The following is an 18555-nucleotide window of genomic DNA, read 5'->3' as shown; positions in this document are numbered from 1 at the left end:
TAACTAAAGATCCAAATACTTGCTCTCAATATAATAACCATCTTCTAATTGTGCCCAGATACTTTGATTATCAAGTTGGATCAAACGAATAACAAAAACTTGTTGACCACCTTTATAACGATTATTGATCATATCACCGTAAGGAGTTTCCCAGGCAGTAACACTATGATCAGCGTAATATAAAACTTTTACTCGACGATTAATATCAATGCTATCAATTATTTGATAAGTGAAACTGATATTATCAACGGTTGATGCTAGAGGAGTGTTGAGCATCTTTTGAGTCATTGTGTAATTTTTGATATTTAAAGTTTTGATGTTTTCCTGACTTGATATCCAAGTGCTTCCGCCTAAATTATACCAATATATATCGCGGTAAGTTTCCTTTAGCGCTTCGTAAACGTGCCACGAAGTATTGTATGGAATTTGTTTTTCCAAAGGATAGGGGGCGTTTGGTCTTTCGTAAACATTTGAATTACTTAGCGTTTGAACAAATAAGTTATCAGGGATGTCGACTTTTTCTAAAGAAGCAGTGTTATAGACGAATTCGTATTCTTTTACTTCATTAGAGAAGGTACCGTTTGCTGATTTTTGATTTTTAACTAAATATTTGGCGGCATCTTCTAATGGTTGAGCGTTATATGATTTATTTAACTCCCCAGTTAAGTATTGCGGATTAGAGATCAATTCACCACGGGTATTTCTGTGATAAATAACGACAGGAGCGGCTACTTGTTGTGAATAGATCAAAGATATTCCTTCATCACTTGGAATAAAAGTCTGTTGGAAGTGTTGAATCGAAGACAAAACATAACCAGGAATTGATTTCCAAGGTATATCTAATTTATCCAAGTAGTGTCCTTCTAAAGTAACTTCGTCAGCTACTGGATTTCCGACTGAATCAATATATCGTACTGTTATTGAAACGTCATTACGATTAAGTCTTTTAACGTTTTGAGAGATTAAATTATTTGTCATTTCCATTCCCCCGATTTAATTTCTCAGATTACTCTGGCAGTCTATAAATTACAGTAATTCTACCATATTAAAATCAGAAACTAGGCCTTGGAGACTGGATATCAAATAACTTAATAGAAATATAAAAAACACGAAAGAATTTTTTAAGTTCTTTCGTGTTTTATTAAATTATTTATCTTCTTTTACGTCTGCTTGAGCCGGTTCATCATATTTAGTAATATTGATTTCACCGTTATTTATTCTAGCTTCAAGCTTCTTATCGTTTGGATGATCCAAATAATAATCGGCTACTTTGTCTTCAACTTGTTCCTCGATAACTCTTCTCAATGGACGAGCACCCATCTTAGGATTAAAGCCAAGATCAACTAGTTTCTCTTTAGCATCTTTAGTAACGTGAATACTCAAACCTTGATCAGCAATCATCTTATTAGTATCATCAAGCATTAAATCAACGATACTCAAAAGATTTGTCTTAGTTAGAGAATTAAATTCAACGATACCATCAAATCTGTTCAAGAATTCAGGTTTAAAGAATTCTGATAAACGATTCATAATTGAATGTGTATTACCAGTTGCTTCAGCACCAAATCCAACGTTAGCTTCTTGCAATCCTTGACCGGCGTTAGATGTCATGATGATGATAGTATCTTTAAAGCTGACCGTTCTACCTTGAGAATCAGTCAAACGACCATCATCAAGAATTTGTAAGAACATGTGCATGACATCTGGATGAGCTTTCTCGATCTCATCAAGTAAGATCAAACTATATGGATTACGACGAACCTTTTCAGTTAATTGACCAGCTTCTTCGTAACCAACATACCCTGGAGGCGAACCGATAAGTTTTGACACACTGTGCTTTTCCATGTACTCAGACATATCAAAACGGATCATTGAATCTTCTGTACCAAATAATTCACGTGCAAGTTGTTTAGCAAGTTCAGTTTTACCAACACCAGTAGGACCTACAAATAGGAAACTACCGATTGGACGACCAGACTTATTAAAACCAACTCTGTTACGACGAATGGCTTTAGCAACTTGGCTAACAGCTTCGTCTTGACCAATGACGTGTGATTTCAAATCAGGTTCAAGATTCTTCAATTGAGCTTGTTCGTTAGACTTCAATTCACCAACTGGAATATTTGTCTTCTCTTCGATGATTTTTTCGATTTCTTTTTCGCTAACGATACTCTTATCAACGGGTTCGTCCTTAGCGGAATCCTTCATCTTTTGGAATTTAGTTACTTGATCTCTATAATAGGCAGCTTTTTCATAATCTTCATTACGTAGAGCAGCTTGCTTTTGAACTTCAGCATCAGAGATCTTATTATCAATTTCGGCCATATCGACGTGATTTATTTGCAAATTCTTTTTAGAACCTGCTTCATCGATCAAGTCAATTGCCTTATCGGGCAAGAATCTGTCTTGGATATATCTAGCAGACAATTCTGCAGCGGCTTTAATAGCTTCATTTGAATATTTAACATGATGATAAGCTTCATATTTAGGTTGGATACCTTTAAGAATTTGAACTGTTTCTTCAACGCTAGGTTCATCAACTTGAACAGGTTGTAAACGACGTTCAAGAGCTGAATCTTTTTCGATAGTTCTGTATTCTTTAAGTGTAGTTGCACCGACTAGTTGCAAATCGCCACGGGCTAGGGCAGGTTTCAAAACATTACCAGCATCCATTCCACCTTCAGCATTACCGGCACCAACAATTTCATGAATTTCATCTATAAATAGGATGATTTCTTTATTTTGTTGTAATTCTTTGATCAATTGTTGCATTCTTTGCTCGAATTGACCACGAACACCAGTACCTTGTACAAGTGAGACGACATCTAGACGTACAACTCGTTTATTTTGTAATTTTTCAGGAACGTCACCGTCAACGATCTTTTGGGCGAGTCCTTCAACAACTGCTGTTTTACCAACACCAGCTTCACCGATTAGAACCGGATTATTTTTAGTTCTTCTATTTAAAATTTCAATAACTCTTTGGATTTCCTTGTCTCGACCAATAACTGGGTCAATTTGACCTTTTTTGGCAAGGGCAGTTAGATCAACACCATATTGACCTAAAACTCCGTTACCGCCTTGGCGACCACGACCATTGCCGTTTCCACCGCCAGTTTGGGTTTGTGGACCTTGTTCAACACCATTAGCCATTTGAGGATTTCCTAAGGCATTAAACAAATCTTCAAAACTAGAAAAACCGTTTGGATTTTGTGCCATATTATTTATACCTTCGTTAGCTTGATTTCTTAGACGTTGATAGCAATCTTGACAGAGATTGATTTCTGTACGTTGACCATTAACGCTTGTATATAAATGAATTGTAGCTTCATTTTTATGACAATTCTGACAAAGCATTCGCACCCCACCTTTCCTGTTTCAGGATACATGGGTAGTATATAATTAGCACTCGTGGAATGCAAGTGCTAAGCCTTGAGTATTTTTTCTACATATAATAGGTAAATGTGTATCACAAAGATGAACGCTTACAAAAGACTTGCACTGTAAGCGTTATATGGCTTAACATATAAAGGGTTTGTTACATTTTTTAGGCTAAACCCTTGTGAATAAAACTAGTTAATGTTAAATTAATTAGTGAATATTTGTAGGATTACTACAGAATAATTTTAAAATGGTGAGGTATTATATTATGGAAAAGAAAGAATTTCACATTATCGCAGAAACAGGTATCCACGCACGTCCAGCAACTATGTTAGTACAAACAGCTAGCAAGTTCAGCTCAGACATTAACATCGACTTTAACGGTAAATCAGTTAACTTGAAGTCAATCATGGGTGTTATGTCACTAGGTGTTGGCCAAGGTTCAGATGTTACTATCTCAGCTGATGGTGACGATGCTGCTGATGCAGTTGCTGCTATTGCAGAAACAATGACAAAGGAAGGACTTGCTGAATAATGGTTAAAACTATCAAAGGAATTGCCGCAAGTGATGGCATTGCTACCGCAGAAGCATACCTTTTAGTTCAACCAGATTTGTCTTTTGATAAGAAGAGTATTTCCGATGCGGACGCTGAAATCAGTCGTTTACAAGATGCTATTTCTACATCAGACGATGAGCTTACTAAGATCCGTGACACTGCTAAGGAGTCATTGGGTGAAGAAGAGGCTCAAGTTTTTGATGCCCACAAGATGATTTTGGCTGATCCAGAGTTTACTGGTGCTGTCGAACAACAGATTAAAGATCAAAGTGTTAATGCTGAACAAGCATTAAGCGATGTTTCAAATAACTTCATTTCAATTTTTGAAGGTATGACAGATAATGCATATATGCAAGAAAGAGCTGCCGATGTACGTGATGTTACTAAGCGTGTAATGGCACATCTTCTTGGCGTTGCCTTGCCAAATCCTGCACTGATCGATCATGAGGTTATCATTGTAGCTCATGATTTAACACCAAGTGACACTGCACAATTAAATAAAAAATATGTTAAAGGATTTGTTACTGATATCGGTGGCCGTACAGCTCATTCAGCTATCATGGCTCGTTCACTTGAACTTCCAGCCGTTGTTGGTACAGATACTATTACTAAAGATGCTTCAGAAGGACAGACCATTATTATCGATGGATTAAATGGTGCTGCTATTCTTGATCCATCTGATGAAGATATCAAACATTATCAAAAATTAGCTAAAGATTTTGCTGATCAAAAAGCAGAATGGGAAAAATTGAAGAATGAAGCCACAGTTACTGCTGATGGTAAGCATTTTGATATTGCTGCTAATATTGGTACACCTGATGATCTTCAAGGTGTTGTTGATAATGGCGCTGAAGGTATTGGTTTGTATCGTACAGAATTCTTATACATGCAATCTGAAGAATTACCTTCAGAAGATGATCAATTCGAAGCCTACAAAAAGGTTGTTGAAGGTATGAATGGCAAGCCAGTTGTTGTTCGTACAATGGATATTGGTGGAGACAAGCATTTACCATACTTGCCACTTCCAGAAGAAATGAATCCATTCTTAGGTTATCGTGCTATTAGAATTAGTTTGGACAGACAAGAGATCTTTAGAACACAATTAAGAGCTTTATTACGTGCTTCAGCATTTGGTAAACTCCGTATTATGTTCCCTATGATCGGTACTGTTCAAGAATTCCGTGATGCTAAGAAGATTTTTGAAGAAGAAAAAGCTAAGTTAGTTGAAAAGGGCGTAAAGGTTTCTGATGAGATCCAATTGGGTATGATGATGGAAGTTCCTGCCGCTGCTATTTTGGCTGATCAATTTGCTAAAGAAGTAGACTTCTTCAGTATTGGAACAAACGATTTGATCCAATACACAATGGCTGCTGATCGTGGTAATGAACATGTTTCTTACCTATATCAACCATACAACCCTTCAATTTTGAGATTGGTCAAGCATGTTATTGAATCAGCTCATAAAGAAGGCAAGTGGGCTGGTATGTGTGGTGAAGCTGCTGGTGATAACATCATGGTTCCATTACTTCTTGGTATGGGACTTGATGAATATTCAATGAGTGCTACATCTGTACTTCGTGTAAGAAGTTTGATGAAGAAGTTAAGCACGGCTGATCTTAAAGAATTAGCAGAACGTGCTGTTACTGAATCAGTAACTAACGAAGATAACAAGAAACTTGTTGAATCTTATATTAATAAGTAAATCAATTTATAAGATGTTTAAAGACTGTGACTTTTGTCCGGTCTTTTTTTATTATTAATTTTAAAAAACATTTGACAAACGTCTAAAATTAGAATAATCTAATCACATTAAAAATAAATGAATTTAACAGCGAAAAAGTGGAACAGTAATTAATTTGATTAGATTACAGAGAGCCATGTTATCTGGAAAATGGTATTGATCAATTAATGAAAGTAACCACACAGCTAGCAATGCGAACTAAAAAGTAAGTGTTGCTTGGGTGCACCCATTACAGTGCTAGCGTATTTTTGTACGTGAAGTGGCATTTTTACTAATGCAATGAGGGTGGTACCGCGCAGAAGCGTCCTTTGAAAATCTATTGATTTTCTTAGGGCGCTTTTTTTTGTTCATTTGAACTGGAGGCGGTCAGAATGACTAATGTAACTAACAGCAATGGTGGACTTGTACGAGTGTATAGTATGGATTTATTTAAAAAAATACTATATTCACTTAGGAGAGTTTACTTATGGAAAATAAAAAATTAACTTTTAAACATTATCTGATTATTGGATCTATGCTATTTGGGATGTTCTTTGGTGCTGGTAATTTAATATTTCCAATTCATTTAGGACAATTAGCTGGCGGACATTGGCTGACTGCTGGATTAGGATTTTTATTGACAGGTACTTTGTTACCGTTGTTAGGTATTATTGCTATCAGTGTTACTCGTTCAACAGGTATTTATGATTTAGCAAAGCCGATCGGACATCGTTACGCCACATTTTTTATGATTTTGACTTGTGCTACATTAGGACCTTTGTTTGCAACACCAAGAACTGCTACAACTCCTTTTCAAATTGGGATCGCTACTCACGTTTCGGCCGCACAAGAACCATGGTATCTTTTAGGATATTCTTTAATCTTCTTTTTAATCGCTGGATGGGCTTCTAGAAAGCCAACCGGAGTTGTTGATACGATCGGTAAATTATTAAATCCAGCATTTCTAATTCTTTTAGCTATTATTTTTGGAATTGCCTTCACTAATCCTATGGGAACTGCCGCTACTGCCCATATAACATCTGATTATCAAAATGGAGCATTTTTACAAGGATTTTTACAAGGTTATAACACTATGGATGCCTTAGCCGCTTTATTATTTGGAATAGTTGTTGTTACATCTATTAGAGGATTAGGTCAAAATAATCCAGCTACTATTGCCAAAACAGCCGCTAAATCTAGTCTGTTAAGTATTTCATTGGAAGCATTTATTTATTTAGGTCTTATCTGGATCGGTGCTACTTCACTTACTCATTTCAAAATATCAGCTGACGGTGGAATTGGATTTTCTCAAATAGCGTCTTACTTTATGGGTGTACCAGGTGAAATTATTTTAGCAATTATGGCAACGTTAACTTGCTTAACAACTGCTGTTGGTTTGATTTCATCATTTGCGGAAGCTTTACATACTAAATTTCCTAAAACATCATATAGATTTTGGAATATTCTTTCATGTGTTGCCTCATTTTTGATTGCTAATATGGGACTAGAGCAGATCATCGCTTGGTCGACACCAATGTTGATGTTCTTATATCCTTTAGCAATTACTTTGATCATTCTTTCGATCATGTCACCACTATTCAATAGTGATCCGATCGTTTATATTACGACAACGATCTTTACGATCATCCCAGCTTTGATCGATGCACTAAATTCTGCACCAGCTATTATTTCACAACAAAATTTTTCTCAAATAATTTTGAAATGGGATAAAGCATACTTACCTTTGGCTCAATTAGGAATGGATTGGTTTATTCCTGCAGTGATTGGATTATTATTAGGATTAACGATCCATTATGTACAACTTGTTACTAAACGTTCAAAAGTCATAGATTAAACAGGGGAGGTTCAAAATGGCGTTTTTAGGTACTTTATGTTTCCTATTATTCTGTACCACATTAGCAGGGCATTTTTCCCATTTGTTAGGTGTCCCCGCGGTAATTGGTGAGATTATAGTTGGTGTAGTAGTAGGACCGGCAATATTAAATCTTGTTCAGCTGAATACCTTAGTAAATACTTTTTCAGAAATTGGAGTTGTTATCTTGATGTTCATTGGGGGACTTGAGAGCAATCTGCAATTACTAAAAAAGTATCTTCGACCAGCAATAATCGTGGCAATTATTGGAGTTATTTTTCCAGTAGTTATTATGGGAGGAGTGAGTTTGATTTTTAAATTTACTCCATTTGAAGCTTTGTTTATTGGAGTTATCTTTTCCGCTACTTCTGTTTCCATATCAGTTGAGGTTTTAAAAGAATTTAAAACATTGGACACTAAGGAAGGAGCAACTATCCTTGGTGCAGCCGTTGCTGACGATATTATTGGAGTCATTTTATTGAGTATTATGATTTCAATGATGGGCAGTAAAGAAACAACTAATATTGGCATCGTATTGCTAGAACAAATTGCTTTTTTTGCAGGTGTTTATTTATTATTTCGTTTTATAGCACCTCTATTGATGAGTTTGAGCAACCACTTATTAATGGCAGTTAGTCCAGCGATAATGTCGATGATAATTTGTTTAGGTATGGCATGGTTAGCTAATTTAGTTGGCCTAAGCGGGGCAATAGGTGCTTTCTTTGCCGGAATTGCTGTCGCTCAGACAGACTATCAAAAACAAGTCGATACTAATATTGAACCAGTAGGTTATACCTTATTTATCCCGATATTTTTTGTAAGTGTAGGATTAAATATGACTTTTCAAGGAGTCTGGGAATCATTACCATTTATCATTACAATGACACTCTTAGGTGTATTAACTAAACTGTTTGGTTGTGGATTGGGTGCCAAGTTAAATGGATTTTCCAATAGTAGCAACTATTTAGTAGGGGCCGGAATGATCTCACGTGGAGAGATGGCTTTGATAACAGCTCAAATCGGCTTTTCTGCGCATCTATTATCGAGTGAGTATTATTCCGATATAATTTTAGTAATTATATTAATTACTATCATTGCTCCGTTTATGTTAAAACAAGCGATAAAAAATATGCCGAATAAAGAAGAATCGATTGTTGTATAAAAAAGAGACTCATTAATCTATTGGATTATTGAGTCTCTTTGCGTAACGTTTCAAAATTTTGTCGTAACTATTAAAAATGATTAAATACTTTCCACAACTGACCATTTTAATGAAGTTTTATATGTTCCAGAAGCTAAATTATTATTATTGATATGCAATAAGATTCCATTTTCTTTAGACCAGCCGATCGAAGGGACTGAATTTCCTTGATTAGTAGCTTGAATAACTTGGTCGTTGTCGAATAGATCATAGGTATTGCCGTTTTCAACAAAATTGAGACTTCCTAGTAAGGCAACACTGTCATCATTCAAAAGATTGTCGTTTTGTTTAACTCTAACTTCAGTGTGATTTTTATTACGTCTTTGGTCATCTATTTCCACAATATTTTTAGGTTCATTTAATTCGTCAGGACGATAGATAGTTTCATTGGCAGAAAGTGGTGTTATTGTACCAAAATCTATATCCTCAACGTCCATTTGGAGAGTATTCGTTAAGTAAGTTATAACTCCCTGTGAACCTTCCATCTGATAATCATCGGGTGATGATACTTGTCCTTTAATGTAAGGAGTAGTGTGGACGGTTGTTTTTTGATCAACAGAACCTTCTTTAGTAGATACTTTAACAGAATGACTTTGTTTAGTGCTGAAACTCAAGTTGGGAATCACCACTTCCTTAGTATTATCTTTTGTGTTAGAAACAATATCATATTCATCATCTGATAATTCATTATCATCTAAAGTAACTGATTTAACAGTAGAGTTCTCTCTCACTGGTTCATGATAAGTGGCATTATTTAAGATCCCAGTTCCACTATTATTTGTTAAAGTAGATTGTCTTGTAATAGTGTCATTTTCATTTACTCCGAACAAATGCAAATCGTAGTCTAAGTCGTCATTGTAGTCTTCGTTATCTAAGCTGTTATCGATCTTTATGTCAGGTGATCCATCTGGAATTACTGTCAAAGTAGCTTTATTGGTAGTGTAACTCTTATTAATAACGCCTAATTTAACGTTGATTACAGCTTGATATTTACTTTGGTTATCATCTTCCATAGTGGTAGGATCAGTCGTTACAGATAAAGAACCGTTGATTTCGTCATCTTTATTTATTTGAACCCTAGAACCGTCAGGATTATCACGATACCATTTCACGGTGTATTGGTTACTGCCGCCACTATCGTCTCCGCCTTCATCGCCATCGTCGCCGTCATCATCTATATCTTCAAGGTCACCTAGATTTCCTTGAATTGCGAAAGTTGCTTTTTGTCCAGCCTTTACTTCCTGATCTTCTAGACCTTGTCCGACATGAACTTTAGTTGTTGCCTGAATGTCGTCTCCGGTAGGGTTATGCAAAGTACCAATTACGGTAACTGTTCCTTGTACTTCTTTTTTGGTTACAGCTGTTAATAAACCAGTATCCTCATCAATTGTAGCTAAGGACGTATCATCGACACTCCAAGTGACATTTCCGGTATAATTTTCCGGAATTACGTCGGCATGGGCATAGGTTGAAGTAGCTGCCATGTCAAATGAAGTACTGTAAATATAATCGTCATCTGTTCTGATGGACATTTTTTCACCATCGACTGGATAAGGTACGGTGTGTACTGCCGCGACGTGGGAATAGATTTTTTTTGCAAAAGGATTAGGAATAATACCGATCCATTGGACTTGCAACTGATAAAAGGTCGTTTGGTTGGCATCTTTTCCAGTTATTGTGAGATTTTCGCTTTTGCCACCGTCAGCTTTGCTAACTTCAGTCCATTTTCCATCATCGGGCTTATATTGATACCATTGATATCTTGCCCAACGATCTAATGTCGCAGCAGCGTATACAGCAGAACGTGCTGAATCTGTTCGTAAAGTTATTGTATCGCCGACTACAACGTTATTTTCTTCTTTTGGCTGTAATGCAAAACCAGTCGTAAGCCAAATGCCGAAGAATTTTTTTACATCTTTAGTAGGTTTATGATAATATCCTACATCTTCAATACTGGGACCAGTGTCTGTGTCTTCAGCGAAGGTATTTAACTGATTTAATTGGAAGCAACTTAAGGTTAATAAGAAGGTTATAAACATAATAGATAACTTTTTTATTTTCATAAATCGTCTCCTTATGAATTTGCTTTCATAAGTTTAACATAATATTTTTTAATAATAATCCATATTACGCAAAAATTATTTATATAATATGAGTCAAATTATATGCTTGTGATAAAAAAATTAAAATATTTTGTTGTATTAAGTGAAAATATCGCCAAAAGTCATTCTATTTTGAGATAAGTGTTATTCTAAAAGTAGAGGATAAATATAAATTATTTGATATTTTGAGGAAAGGACACCATTGATATTTCAGGTGATTTGGCGGATAAATTGGAAGATAAAGTTAAATTTAGACGTAAATTGATACTAACAAGTGCCACTTTAATTGGATTAGGTGCCGGAGTTATGCTGGGAACTAATGTTAAGGCTGATACAGATAGTACAGTTTCAAGTCAAGATACTACATCTGAAAATGAATCTTCAAATGAACAAATTGATCAAATAAAACCAGATCCAGATAGTCCAGAAAACTCTGTAGACCAAAAAGATACTAGTGATACAACAGAGACCAAAAATACTGATCCAACTGGAGATACTAGTGCCACTGACCCCGAAGTACCGGATCCAGATAAGACAGCAACTCCTGATAACAATGTTGTGCCCACGGATAATAACGATTCGACAACTGATATAAAAACTAATACTGATAAAGAAACAACTGATCAGTCCGACTTTAGTTATAGTAAAGATTCAAATGGGAATTATATTGTCACTGGATATACCGGTGCAGCACAAAAGGCTGCTAATGACGGCAAAGATCCTAAGTATGCTACTGATATTACGATTCCCGATTATTATAAAGGAACACCAGTTATCGCCATTGCTGATAATGCCTTCAATAATGACAGAAGTGGCAATGATAATCTTTCGATCGTTGATGGATTAACTTCAGTCACTCTAGGCAAGAACTTACAATGGATCGGTGCTAACGCTTTTGAAAATAATAAGTTAACATCAATTAATTTTACCGATGGAATTTGGTCAATTGGTTCTAATGCCTTTAAAAATAACGAATTAACAGATATCGATTTGAATCAAGTAACACAAATAAATACTGATGCTTTTAGTAATAATCATATTGGAAAATTAGTAATACCCGATAAAACAACTAATATTGCGGATGATGCTTTTAGTAACAATGAAATAACGGATTTAACTTTGGGCAAAGAGATTGAAACTATTGGTACGTCAGCTTTTGCTAACAATCAAATTTCTGGAACAATAACTTTACCAGATAAATTATCACAATTAGGTGATTATGCTTTTGCTAATAATAAAATAACTGGCATTAATTTTAATAATTTAATAACTAAAATGAATACTGGAGTATTTGAAAATAACAATTTAGCAGGTTCTCTAGTATTGCCTAATAATGTGGTCAATATTGGCGATCAAGCTTTTGAAAATAATCAACTAGAACAGTTAGTCTTAAATCCAGATGTTGAAACCATTGGTACTAATTCTTTTGCCAACAATAAATTAACTGGTACTTTGACGATACCTAAAAGTGTAACTAGTGTTGGTGAGAGTTCTTTTGCCAATAATGATTTAACAGGCTTAGTTTTAAGTGGTGAATTAGACAGCTTGGGTGATAGAGCCTTTTACAGTAATAATTTACAAAGCATTAAAATTGATGGAAAAATTGGCTCGATCGGTAATGAAGCTTTTGCTGATCAGAAAACTATGGCAGTCACAGTTTATGCCACATATACCAAGGCTTTGGGTATTAGAGCTGCTATTGCTAAAAATCTTGGATTAACTTCAGCTGATCAATTGGCACAATTACAATTTTCTATTGATGGAAAAACTCTAGAATATAATGAATATTATGATGAATTAACACTTCCTGAAAATTACCAAGGTCAAGATGTTACTGTTACCGCCAAGTTAAATTCTGGTGGATTAGATACCGGTTGGTATGGAACTAATGACCTAGAATTAACTTTAGTAAAAAAGATGGTAACGGCCGATGTTAAAATACCTAGCAATCTATCTGATCAACCTTGGGTTAAATCAGTAGTCAACGATGTAACCGGCCAAGTTGGTACAATTGTTGAAGTCGAAGTTCCACAGGTTTTGGGTTATGTTTCTGATAAAGATACAATTACAGCGACAGTTAATGAAGATGGAACCATTACGGCTAATGAATCAGTGGATTATGAACCAGATCTTGGTCCTCATAAAGATCCAACAGGCGGTGGCACAGATCCAGTCGATCCGACAGATCCAGTAACTCCAACGGATCCAGTAGACCCCACAGATCCAGTAACTCCAACAGATCCAGTAGACCCAACGAACCCAGTAAGTCCGACAGATCCAGTTACACCAACAGATCCAGTAACTCCAGTAGCTCCAGTAATGCCAAATAATCCAAATACGGATCCAAATATTAAAAACCCTTCAGATAATAGTTCTTCAATTGATAATTCGGGATCAAATAAACCAAATGAAATTGAAAGTGATCCAACAAAACATTCTGATTATCCAAAGGATTTGATAATAAATTCAATTTCAGATCCGGTTTCTAATAACGGAAATGTTAAATTAGCTGGTAAAGATGGAATCGTAAAAGAATTTAATAATAATCGTTCGGATCCTATTTCAGAGAATGATCCCTTGCTAAAGACTTCTACGGATTCGAATATTAATTCAACTAACATCCAATTGAAATCTAATGCAAATAATCAAGGCTTGTTGCCTCAAACTAGCGATAAGTCCAGTTTTTTAGGCTGGGTAGGTGCTGTAGTATTAGTCTTTCTAGGTTGGCTAGGATTCAAGAGCAGAAAACACGATAATAAATAAAAGTCTGGAACAAAACTACTTTGTCTCTAAATGTGCAGCATAAACGTGGAACAAAACATAGCTTTTTCCGCTTAAAACCAATAGCTCCAGTAATCTAAAAGCAGATTACTGGAGCTATTGATCTTAATGCTCGAAAGCTGAACATGTTTTTTTCCACTCTTTTTTTAGATAAAAAAACTTTACAAAGCCCGATTACAGATGTAAACTATAAATTGAAGTAAAGATTACAGATGTAAACGAAGGACTTGATATAAATGACAGAGATAGAAAATATGACAAAAGCTGAATGGCAAGTTATGAGAATTATTTGGACACTTGGTCAAGCCACGAGTAAAGAAGTCATTGATATTTTAGAAAAAAAGACTTCTTGGAAGACTGCAACAATAAAAACTTTAATAATTAGACTTCAGAAAAAGAATTTTTTAACAGCTGATGAATCATCAAGACCTTATATTTATAAGCCCTTGATTGAAGAAACAGACGCTATTCATCAGAGTGTGAATAATTTATTCGATAGTCTTTGCTGTATGAAAAAGGGCAATGCAATTGGAGATATAATTGAGAACTCAGCTATTTCTAAAGGTGACATTGACGATTTAATATCAATTTTACAAGATAAGAAAAAAGAAGCACCTGATGAAGTAGAATGCGATTGTTTGGAGGCGAACCTATAATGGAAAATATGAAAAATCACGATATGCATAAAATGGATGATATGAAGATGGACGATATGGGCGGCGGACACATGATGATGCACGGTGGCCATATGATGGACATGGGAGATTTGCGTAAGAAGTTTTGGATTTCATTAGTTTTAGCAATACCTGTATTTATACTTTCACCATTTATGGGATTGCATTTACCATTTCAATTTCAATTTCCAGGTTCGCAATGGGTGGTTTTGATCTTGTCCTCGATTTTGTTCTTTTATGGTGGTAAACCATTCTTAAACGGGGCAAAAGGAGAACTTCAAAGTAAACAACCCGCAATGATGACTTTGATTACAATGGGTATCAGTGTTGCTTATATTTACAGTCTATATGCTTTTGTAATGAATAATTTCTTTGGTGCAGCTAATATAATGGATTTCTTCTGGGAATTAGCTTCCTTGATCGTAATTATGTTGTTGGGTCATTGGATTGAAATGAAGTCGACTATGGATGCCGGTAATGCACTTCAAAAAATTGCATCACTAGTTCCAAGTAAAGTACATATGGTTCATAACGATACAACAATGGATCATGAAATTGGCATGGTTAAAGCCGATGATATTATTGAAATTCGTGCTGGTGAATCAGTTCCACTTGATGGTGAAATTATTCAAGGTGAGAGTTATATCAATGAATCTTTGATAACTGGTGAATCAAAAGCAGTTAAAAAAGGTGTCGGTAAAAAAGTTGTTGGTGGTTCGATCAACGGTGATGGAACTATCAGAGTAAAAGTTACTAAATCTTCTAAAGAAGGTTATTTATCACAGATCAGTAAATTAGTTAACGATGCACAACGTAGTAAATCAAAAACTCAAGCTTTGGCAGACAAAGTTTCAGGCTGGTTATTCTATGCCGCAGTCACAGCTGGTTTATTATCATTTGTTTATTGGTTGATCTTTGGCAGTATGAACGTGGCCTTAAATAGATTAGTTACTGTTTTAGTTATTGCATGTCCACATGCTTTAGGTTTGGCAATTCCTCTAGTTATGTCACGTAGTACCTCAATCGCTGCTACAAATGGATTGATCATTCGTGATAATCAAGCAATGGAAAACAGTCGCAAGATCGATTACGTTTTAATGGACAAGACCGGTACTTTAACAGAAGGGAAGTTTACTGTTAATGGGATCAAGTCACTTGATAAAAAATATGACGATAAAAAAGTTCTTGGATTGATAGCTGGTTTGGAATCAGGATCAAGTCATCCAATTGCCAGTGGTGTTATAAATTATGCTAAATCAAAAAACATCCTTGCTGATACTTTAACTAACATTGAAGCTATCAAAGGATACGGAATGTCTGGTAAAAAAGATGGACAAGAATATCTTTTGATCAATATGAAATATCTTCAAGAAAATAATATCTCTATTGATAGAACAATTATTCAACCATATTTGGATAAAGGTAATACAATTAGTTATCTTCTATTAAATGGACAAATTATCGGATTTATTGCCTTAGGCGATAGGATCAAGAAGAATTCTGTTCAATTTATTAAAGACTTAAAAGCAAGAAATATTACACCAGTTATGTTGACCGGTGATAATAAAGAATCAGCCGCTATTATGGCAAAACAATTAGGTATTGATGAATTTAAAGCAGAATTACTACCAGAAGATAAACACGATTATCTTAAGAATCTTGAATTAACCGGACATCGTGTAATGATGGTTGGTGATGGTATCAATGATGCTCCTAGTTTGGCAAGTGCAACAGTCGGAGTCGCTATTGGTGCTGGTACTGATGTAGCAATCGATTCAGCAGATGTGGTTTTATATAACAGTGATCCAAGCGATATTATCAAATTCTTGAATCTTTCACATAAAACATATCGTAAAATGGTCGAGAACCTCTGGTGGGGAGCTGGATACAATATCTTAGCAATTCCACTAGCAGCCGGAGTTTTAGCTGGAATAGGGTTTGTTCTTAGCCCAGCAGTCGGTGCTGTCATAATGTCATTATCAACAGTTATCGTTGCTTTGAATGCTATGACATTAAGATAGAGAGCGTCATTATGCGGTTGCCGTCTCCGGTCAAAAGTGAGATAAGCCTGCCGTGGGACCGTCTTGAGCCACGGTCTCAAGACTCGATTTCAAGCTTTGCATGGTACGCAAAGCTTGAAATACGTCCGTGGTGTAAGCGACAAGTCGCTAACGCCACTGTCACGGCGGGGCTTATCTCACTTTTGACCTCCGACTTTGATTTTAGTTTCATTTTTAGGTTTTGTTATGGGAATTAAAAAAGCAGAATATCTTTACGAATGTGTATCTTAGATTAGGTAAATTCGTATTGATGTTCTGCCTTTTTGTATTAATTATTTTAAAAATTTATTCAGATGTAATTTATTAAAATATCCACCAACAAGTCAAAAAATAAAAATCCATATAAGTTGGAGGACAAAAACGATAAAAGCCAGCAGTGCTAGTTCTGTTAGCGACTCGTCGCTTACAGAACGGACGCATTTTAAGATTCGCCATGCGAAGCTTAAAATCGAGCTTTGAGGCCGTGACTCAAAGCGGTCCCACAGCAGGCTTTTATCGTTTTTGACCGGAAACGTCAGTAAACAACCTACTAATCAATTGAAAATGGTGCTTCAATGACAATTTCTTAACAATACCTAATCCCGGAAACTTATCTTGATTGCTGTAAGATAATAATTCTTGTAGTGCTGGGGTGTTATTTATGCCGTTAATGTTTTTTGAAGACCAATTAACTAGTTTGGTTAAAGCTTCAAAGAACTTTTCTTTTTGTCCGCGCATACTTTCATTACTATCTGAAACAAAGTGGTGAATTCTTAATATTCCATTTGAAGTTACGTAAATAATATGTAATGCGATGGCTCTACTAGGCATCCCCTTATCAAAATAGACACTGCCTACCATTGAATAATCACCAAACCCTTGATAATTATCCACTTGTTTATACCAACTTGCTGGTTGAAAGTATTCGTCTTCTAATATTTTATAGTCTTCGACGTGCTTAACAAAGGTTAAAGGATCAGTCAGTGATATGGCTTTTTTACCGGCAATTTTATGTAGGCGAGCTTCTTCAGGAATTAGTATATGATCTGTCTGCTTTAATAAATTTGAATGTTGATAAGCTTTTAAAAGAGGGTAGTGCTTGGCTATTAAAATGGTTTCTTGATCAGAATTTAAATAATCTGTGGAAAAATCAGCGGCTAAAATGGCGCTTGGTAAAAAGAAATCCACAGTTGACATATCTGGAAGTGGATATAGCTTAGTGTCGTTTAAGCCATAAACGCTTACTTGAGGATTGGCAACTAGACTGAATGGTTGATGAAATTTTAAAAATGTATTAACGGTTTTTTGGAGTTCTTTAGAATCTCTAACTGGTTCAATAATGGGGATGATATTTTTATCTAGTTGTTTATCTTCGCAGAGTTCTTTTAAGGCTAATAAATCGTACATTCTACCGCGCAAATATGGATAATAGGTCATATTTTATCCTCCAAATTAGGAGAATTTTGTGATTGTAGATCCAATTTTAAATTTCTTAATTCGGTATTTCTTGCGTCTAGTTCTTCTTCTAAAGCAGAAATTTTATCATTTTCTGAATCTTCTATAAAGCGGTCATACAAATTATGATCTGGTTTGTAAATATCATATCCAATTTTAGAACGTTTTTTTAGTTCTTTAAAAAGTTGATCATCAGAGTATAGTTGTAAACCTTTTTCGATTCTTTTAGCTTTATCCACTTCTCTAAACAATGAAGCTATAAAGTGACTGGTCAGATATTTTTCATCTACTTGTAGATCTTGGTATTGTGCTTTTTTGGCAATTGTTAAAAAACCTGGAGCACGTTGTGTTTGTGGAGATAATTCGACGGCTTTTTTATCAAAGGCTCGATAAATTAAAACCCCAATGTGATCAGGAATCTCTTCTTTTACTTCTTCAAAAAGTTTCTGTGTCAAAACAAAATAATTATAATTTCCTATGAATGAAAGTTTGGCTTTAGAATGAAAATCATTTTTGGTGATCTTTAATTCAAAACAGCGCCATTCAATTTCGCCATTTGGTAGTTGGCGATAACTTAGAGTATCAACAATACCTTTTTTTTCGGGCATTGAAACTTCCTCAACAACATAAGCATCTTGTTCTAAACAATATTGGTAGAGGGTACTCTCGAGATTTTTTGTTAGCTTAGTTTTCATAAATTGTCTACCTTTGTAAGATTATCTGGTTATATTATAGAATATATGTTCGTATTTGTCGCTAAAAAAAAGAACGT

Annotated in this window: 12 protein-coding genes and 1 other annotated feature; of the genes, 7 read left to right on the top strand and 5 right to left on the bottom strand. The window is 35.3% G+C overall.

Annotation, left to right across the window (positions count from 1 at the left end; all coding sequences use genetic code 11):
- Positions 1–3: 3 nt before the first annotated feature.
- Entirely contained in the window at positions 4–978 is a 975-nt protein-coding gene (locus EKM77_RS07680; RefSeq protein WP_125593470.1) for a MucBP domain-containing protein, read from the bottom strand.
- Between the two features lie 168 nt (positions 979–1146).
- Positions 1147–3357, bottom strand: a complete 2211-nt coding sequence (locus tag EKM77_RS07675; RefSeq protein ID WP_125593469.1) for an ATP-dependent Clp protease ATP-binding subunit — start codon at positions 3355–3357, stop codon at positions 1147–1149.
- A 292-nt stretch (positions 3358–3649) separates the two neighbouring features.
- Here EKM77_RS07675 and EKM77_RS07670 point away from each other — a divergent pair, with 292 nt between their 5' ends.
- From EKM77_RS07670 to EKM77_RS07655, 4 genes are all read left to right on the top strand, one after another.
- Complete coding sequence (locus EKM77_RS07670) at positions 3650–3916, top strand: phosphocarrier protein HPr (RefSeq protein WP_057765009.1); 267 nt, start codon at positions 3650–3652, stop codon at positions 3914–3916.
- The gene (gene ptsP / locus EKM77_RS07665) at positions 3916–5640 is read left to right on the top strand and encodes a phosphoenolpyruvate--protein phosphotransferase (protein WP_125593468.1); all 1725 of its coding nucleotides are present in this window, start codon (positions 3916–3918) and stop codon (positions 5638–5640) included. Before EKM77_RS07670 ends, ptsP begins: the two co-directional genes overlap by 1 nt.
- Positions 5641–5763: 123 nt before the next feature.
- Positions 5764–5991, top strand: a binding site (T-box leader).
- Positions 5992–6145: 154 nt separating this feature from the next.
- Positions 6146–7513, top strand: coding sequence for a branched-chain amino acid transport system II carrier protein (brnQ, locus tag EKM77_RS07660; RefSeq protein WP_125593467.1), 1368 nt, complete (start codon positions 6146–6148; stop codon positions 7511–7513).
- A 16-nt stretch (positions 7514–7529) separates the two neighbouring features.
- A complete protein-coding gene (locus EKM77_RS07655) occupies positions 7530–8693 on the top strand; it encodes a cation:proton antiporter (RefSeq protein ID WP_125593466.1) in 1164 nt (387 codons plus the stop codon).
- Positions 8694–8773: 80 nt separating this feature from the next.
- Here the strand turns inward: EKM77_RS07655 and EKM77_RS07650 are convergent, their stop codons facing one another.
- Positions 8774–10795 carry a hypothetical protein gene (locus tag EKM77_RS07650; protein ID WP_125593465.1) on the bottom strand — a complete coding sequence of 674 codons (2022 nt, stop codon included), beginning with the start codon at positions 10793–10795 and terminating at the stop codon, positions 8774–8776.
- A gap of 270 nt (positions 10796–11065) precedes the next feature.
- Here EKM77_RS07650 and EKM77_RS07645 point away from each other — a divergent pair, with 270 nt between their 5' ends.
- The 3 genes from EKM77_RS07645 (at position 11066) to EKM77_RS07635 (ending at position 16310) form a co-directional block, all read left to right on the top strand.
- Positions 11066–13597, top strand: coding sequence for a leucine-rich repeat protein (locus EKM77_RS07645; protein ID WP_164507737.1), 2532 nt, complete (start codon positions 11066–11068; stop codon positions 13595–13597).
- A 254-nt stretch (positions 13598–13851) separates the two neighbouring features.
- Positions 13852–14271, top strand: a complete 420-nt coding sequence (locus tag EKM77_RS07640) for a CopY/TcrY family copper transport repressor (protein ID WP_125593463.1) — start codon at positions 13852–13854, stop codon at positions 14269–14271.
- Positions 14271–16310 (top strand): heavy metal translocating P-type ATPase, encoded by a 2040-nt coding sequence (locus EKM77_RS07635; protein WP_225425207.1) that lies wholly within the window; start codon positions 14271–14273, stop codon positions 16308–16310. The genes EKM77_RS07640 and EKM77_RS07635 overlap by 1 nt, the downstream gene beginning before the upstream one ends.
- A gap of 531 nt (positions 16311–16841) precedes the next feature.
- Here the strand turns inward: EKM77_RS07635 and EKM77_RS07630 are convergent.
- Together EKM77_RS07630 and EKM77_RS07625 are read right to left on the bottom strand one after the other, a co-directional pair.
- Positions 16842–17765, bottom strand: coding sequence for a sce7725 family protein (locus tag EKM77_RS07630; protein ID WP_125593462.1), 924 nt, complete (start codon positions 17763–17765; stop codon positions 16842–16844).
- Entirely contained in the window at positions 17762–18478 is a 717-nt protein-coding gene (locus EKM77_RS07625; RefSeq protein WP_125593461.1) for a hypothetical protein, read from the bottom strand. The genes EKM77_RS07630 and EKM77_RS07625 overlap by 4 nt, the downstream gene beginning before the upstream one ends.
- Positions 18479–18555 lie beyond the last annotated feature (77 nt).

Source organism: Companilactobacillus baiquanensis (assembly GCF_003946605.1).
GTDB lineage: Bacteria > Bacillota > Bacilli > Lactobacillales > Lactobacillaceae > Companilactobacillus > Companilactobacillus baiquanensis.
This window is presented reverse-complemented; position numbering and strand designations above follow the sequence as displayed.

What these genes read in the sequence shown, in the direction of transcription:
- ptsP (WP_125593468.1), top strand. Translation starts at nt 3,916, where the DNA reads ATGGTTAAAACTATCAAAGGAATTGCCGCAAGTGATGGCATTGCTACC.
- EKM77_RS07640 (WP_125593463.1), top strand. Translation starts at nt 13,852, where the DNA reads ATGACAGAGATAGAAAATATGACAAAAGCTGAATGGCAAGTTATGAGA.
- EKM77_RS07680 (WP_125593470.1), bottom strand. Translation starts at nt 978, where the DNA reads ATGACAAATAATTTAATCTCTCAAAACGTTAAAAGACTTAATCGTAAT.
- EKM77_RS07635 (WP_225425207.1), top strand. Translation starts at nt 14,271, where the DNA reads ATGGAAAATATGAAAAATCACGATATGCATAAAATGGATGATATGAAG.
- brnQ (WP_125593467.1), top strand. Translation starts at nt 6,146, where the DNA reads ATGGAAAATAAAAAATTAACTTTTAAACATTATCTGATTATTGGATCT.
- EKM77_RS07625 (WP_125593461.1), bottom strand. Translation starts at nt 18,478, where the DNA reads ATGAAAACTAAGCTAACAAAAAATCTCGAGAGTACCCTCTACCAATAT.
- EKM77_RS07630 (WP_125593462.1), bottom strand. Translation starts at nt 17,765, where the DNA reads ATGACCTATTATCCATATTTGCGCGGTAGAATGTACGATTTATTAGCC.
- EKM77_RS07655 (WP_125593466.1), top strand. Translation starts at nt 7,530, where the DNA reads ATGGCGTTTTTAGGTACTTTATGTTTCCTATTATTCTGTACCACATTA.
- EKM77_RS07650 (WP_125593465.1), bottom strand. Translation starts at nt 10,795, where the DNA reads ATGAAAATAAAAAAGTTATCTATTATGTTTATAACCTTCTTATTAACC.
- EKM77_RS07675 (WP_125593469.1), bottom strand. Translation starts at nt 3,357, where the DNA reads ATGCTTTGTCAGAATTGTCATAAAAATGAAGCTACAATTCATTTATAT.
- EKM77_RS07670 (WP_057765009.1), top strand. Translation starts at nt 3,650, where the DNA reads ATGGAAAAGAAAGAATTTCACATTATCGCAGAAACAGGTATCCACGCA.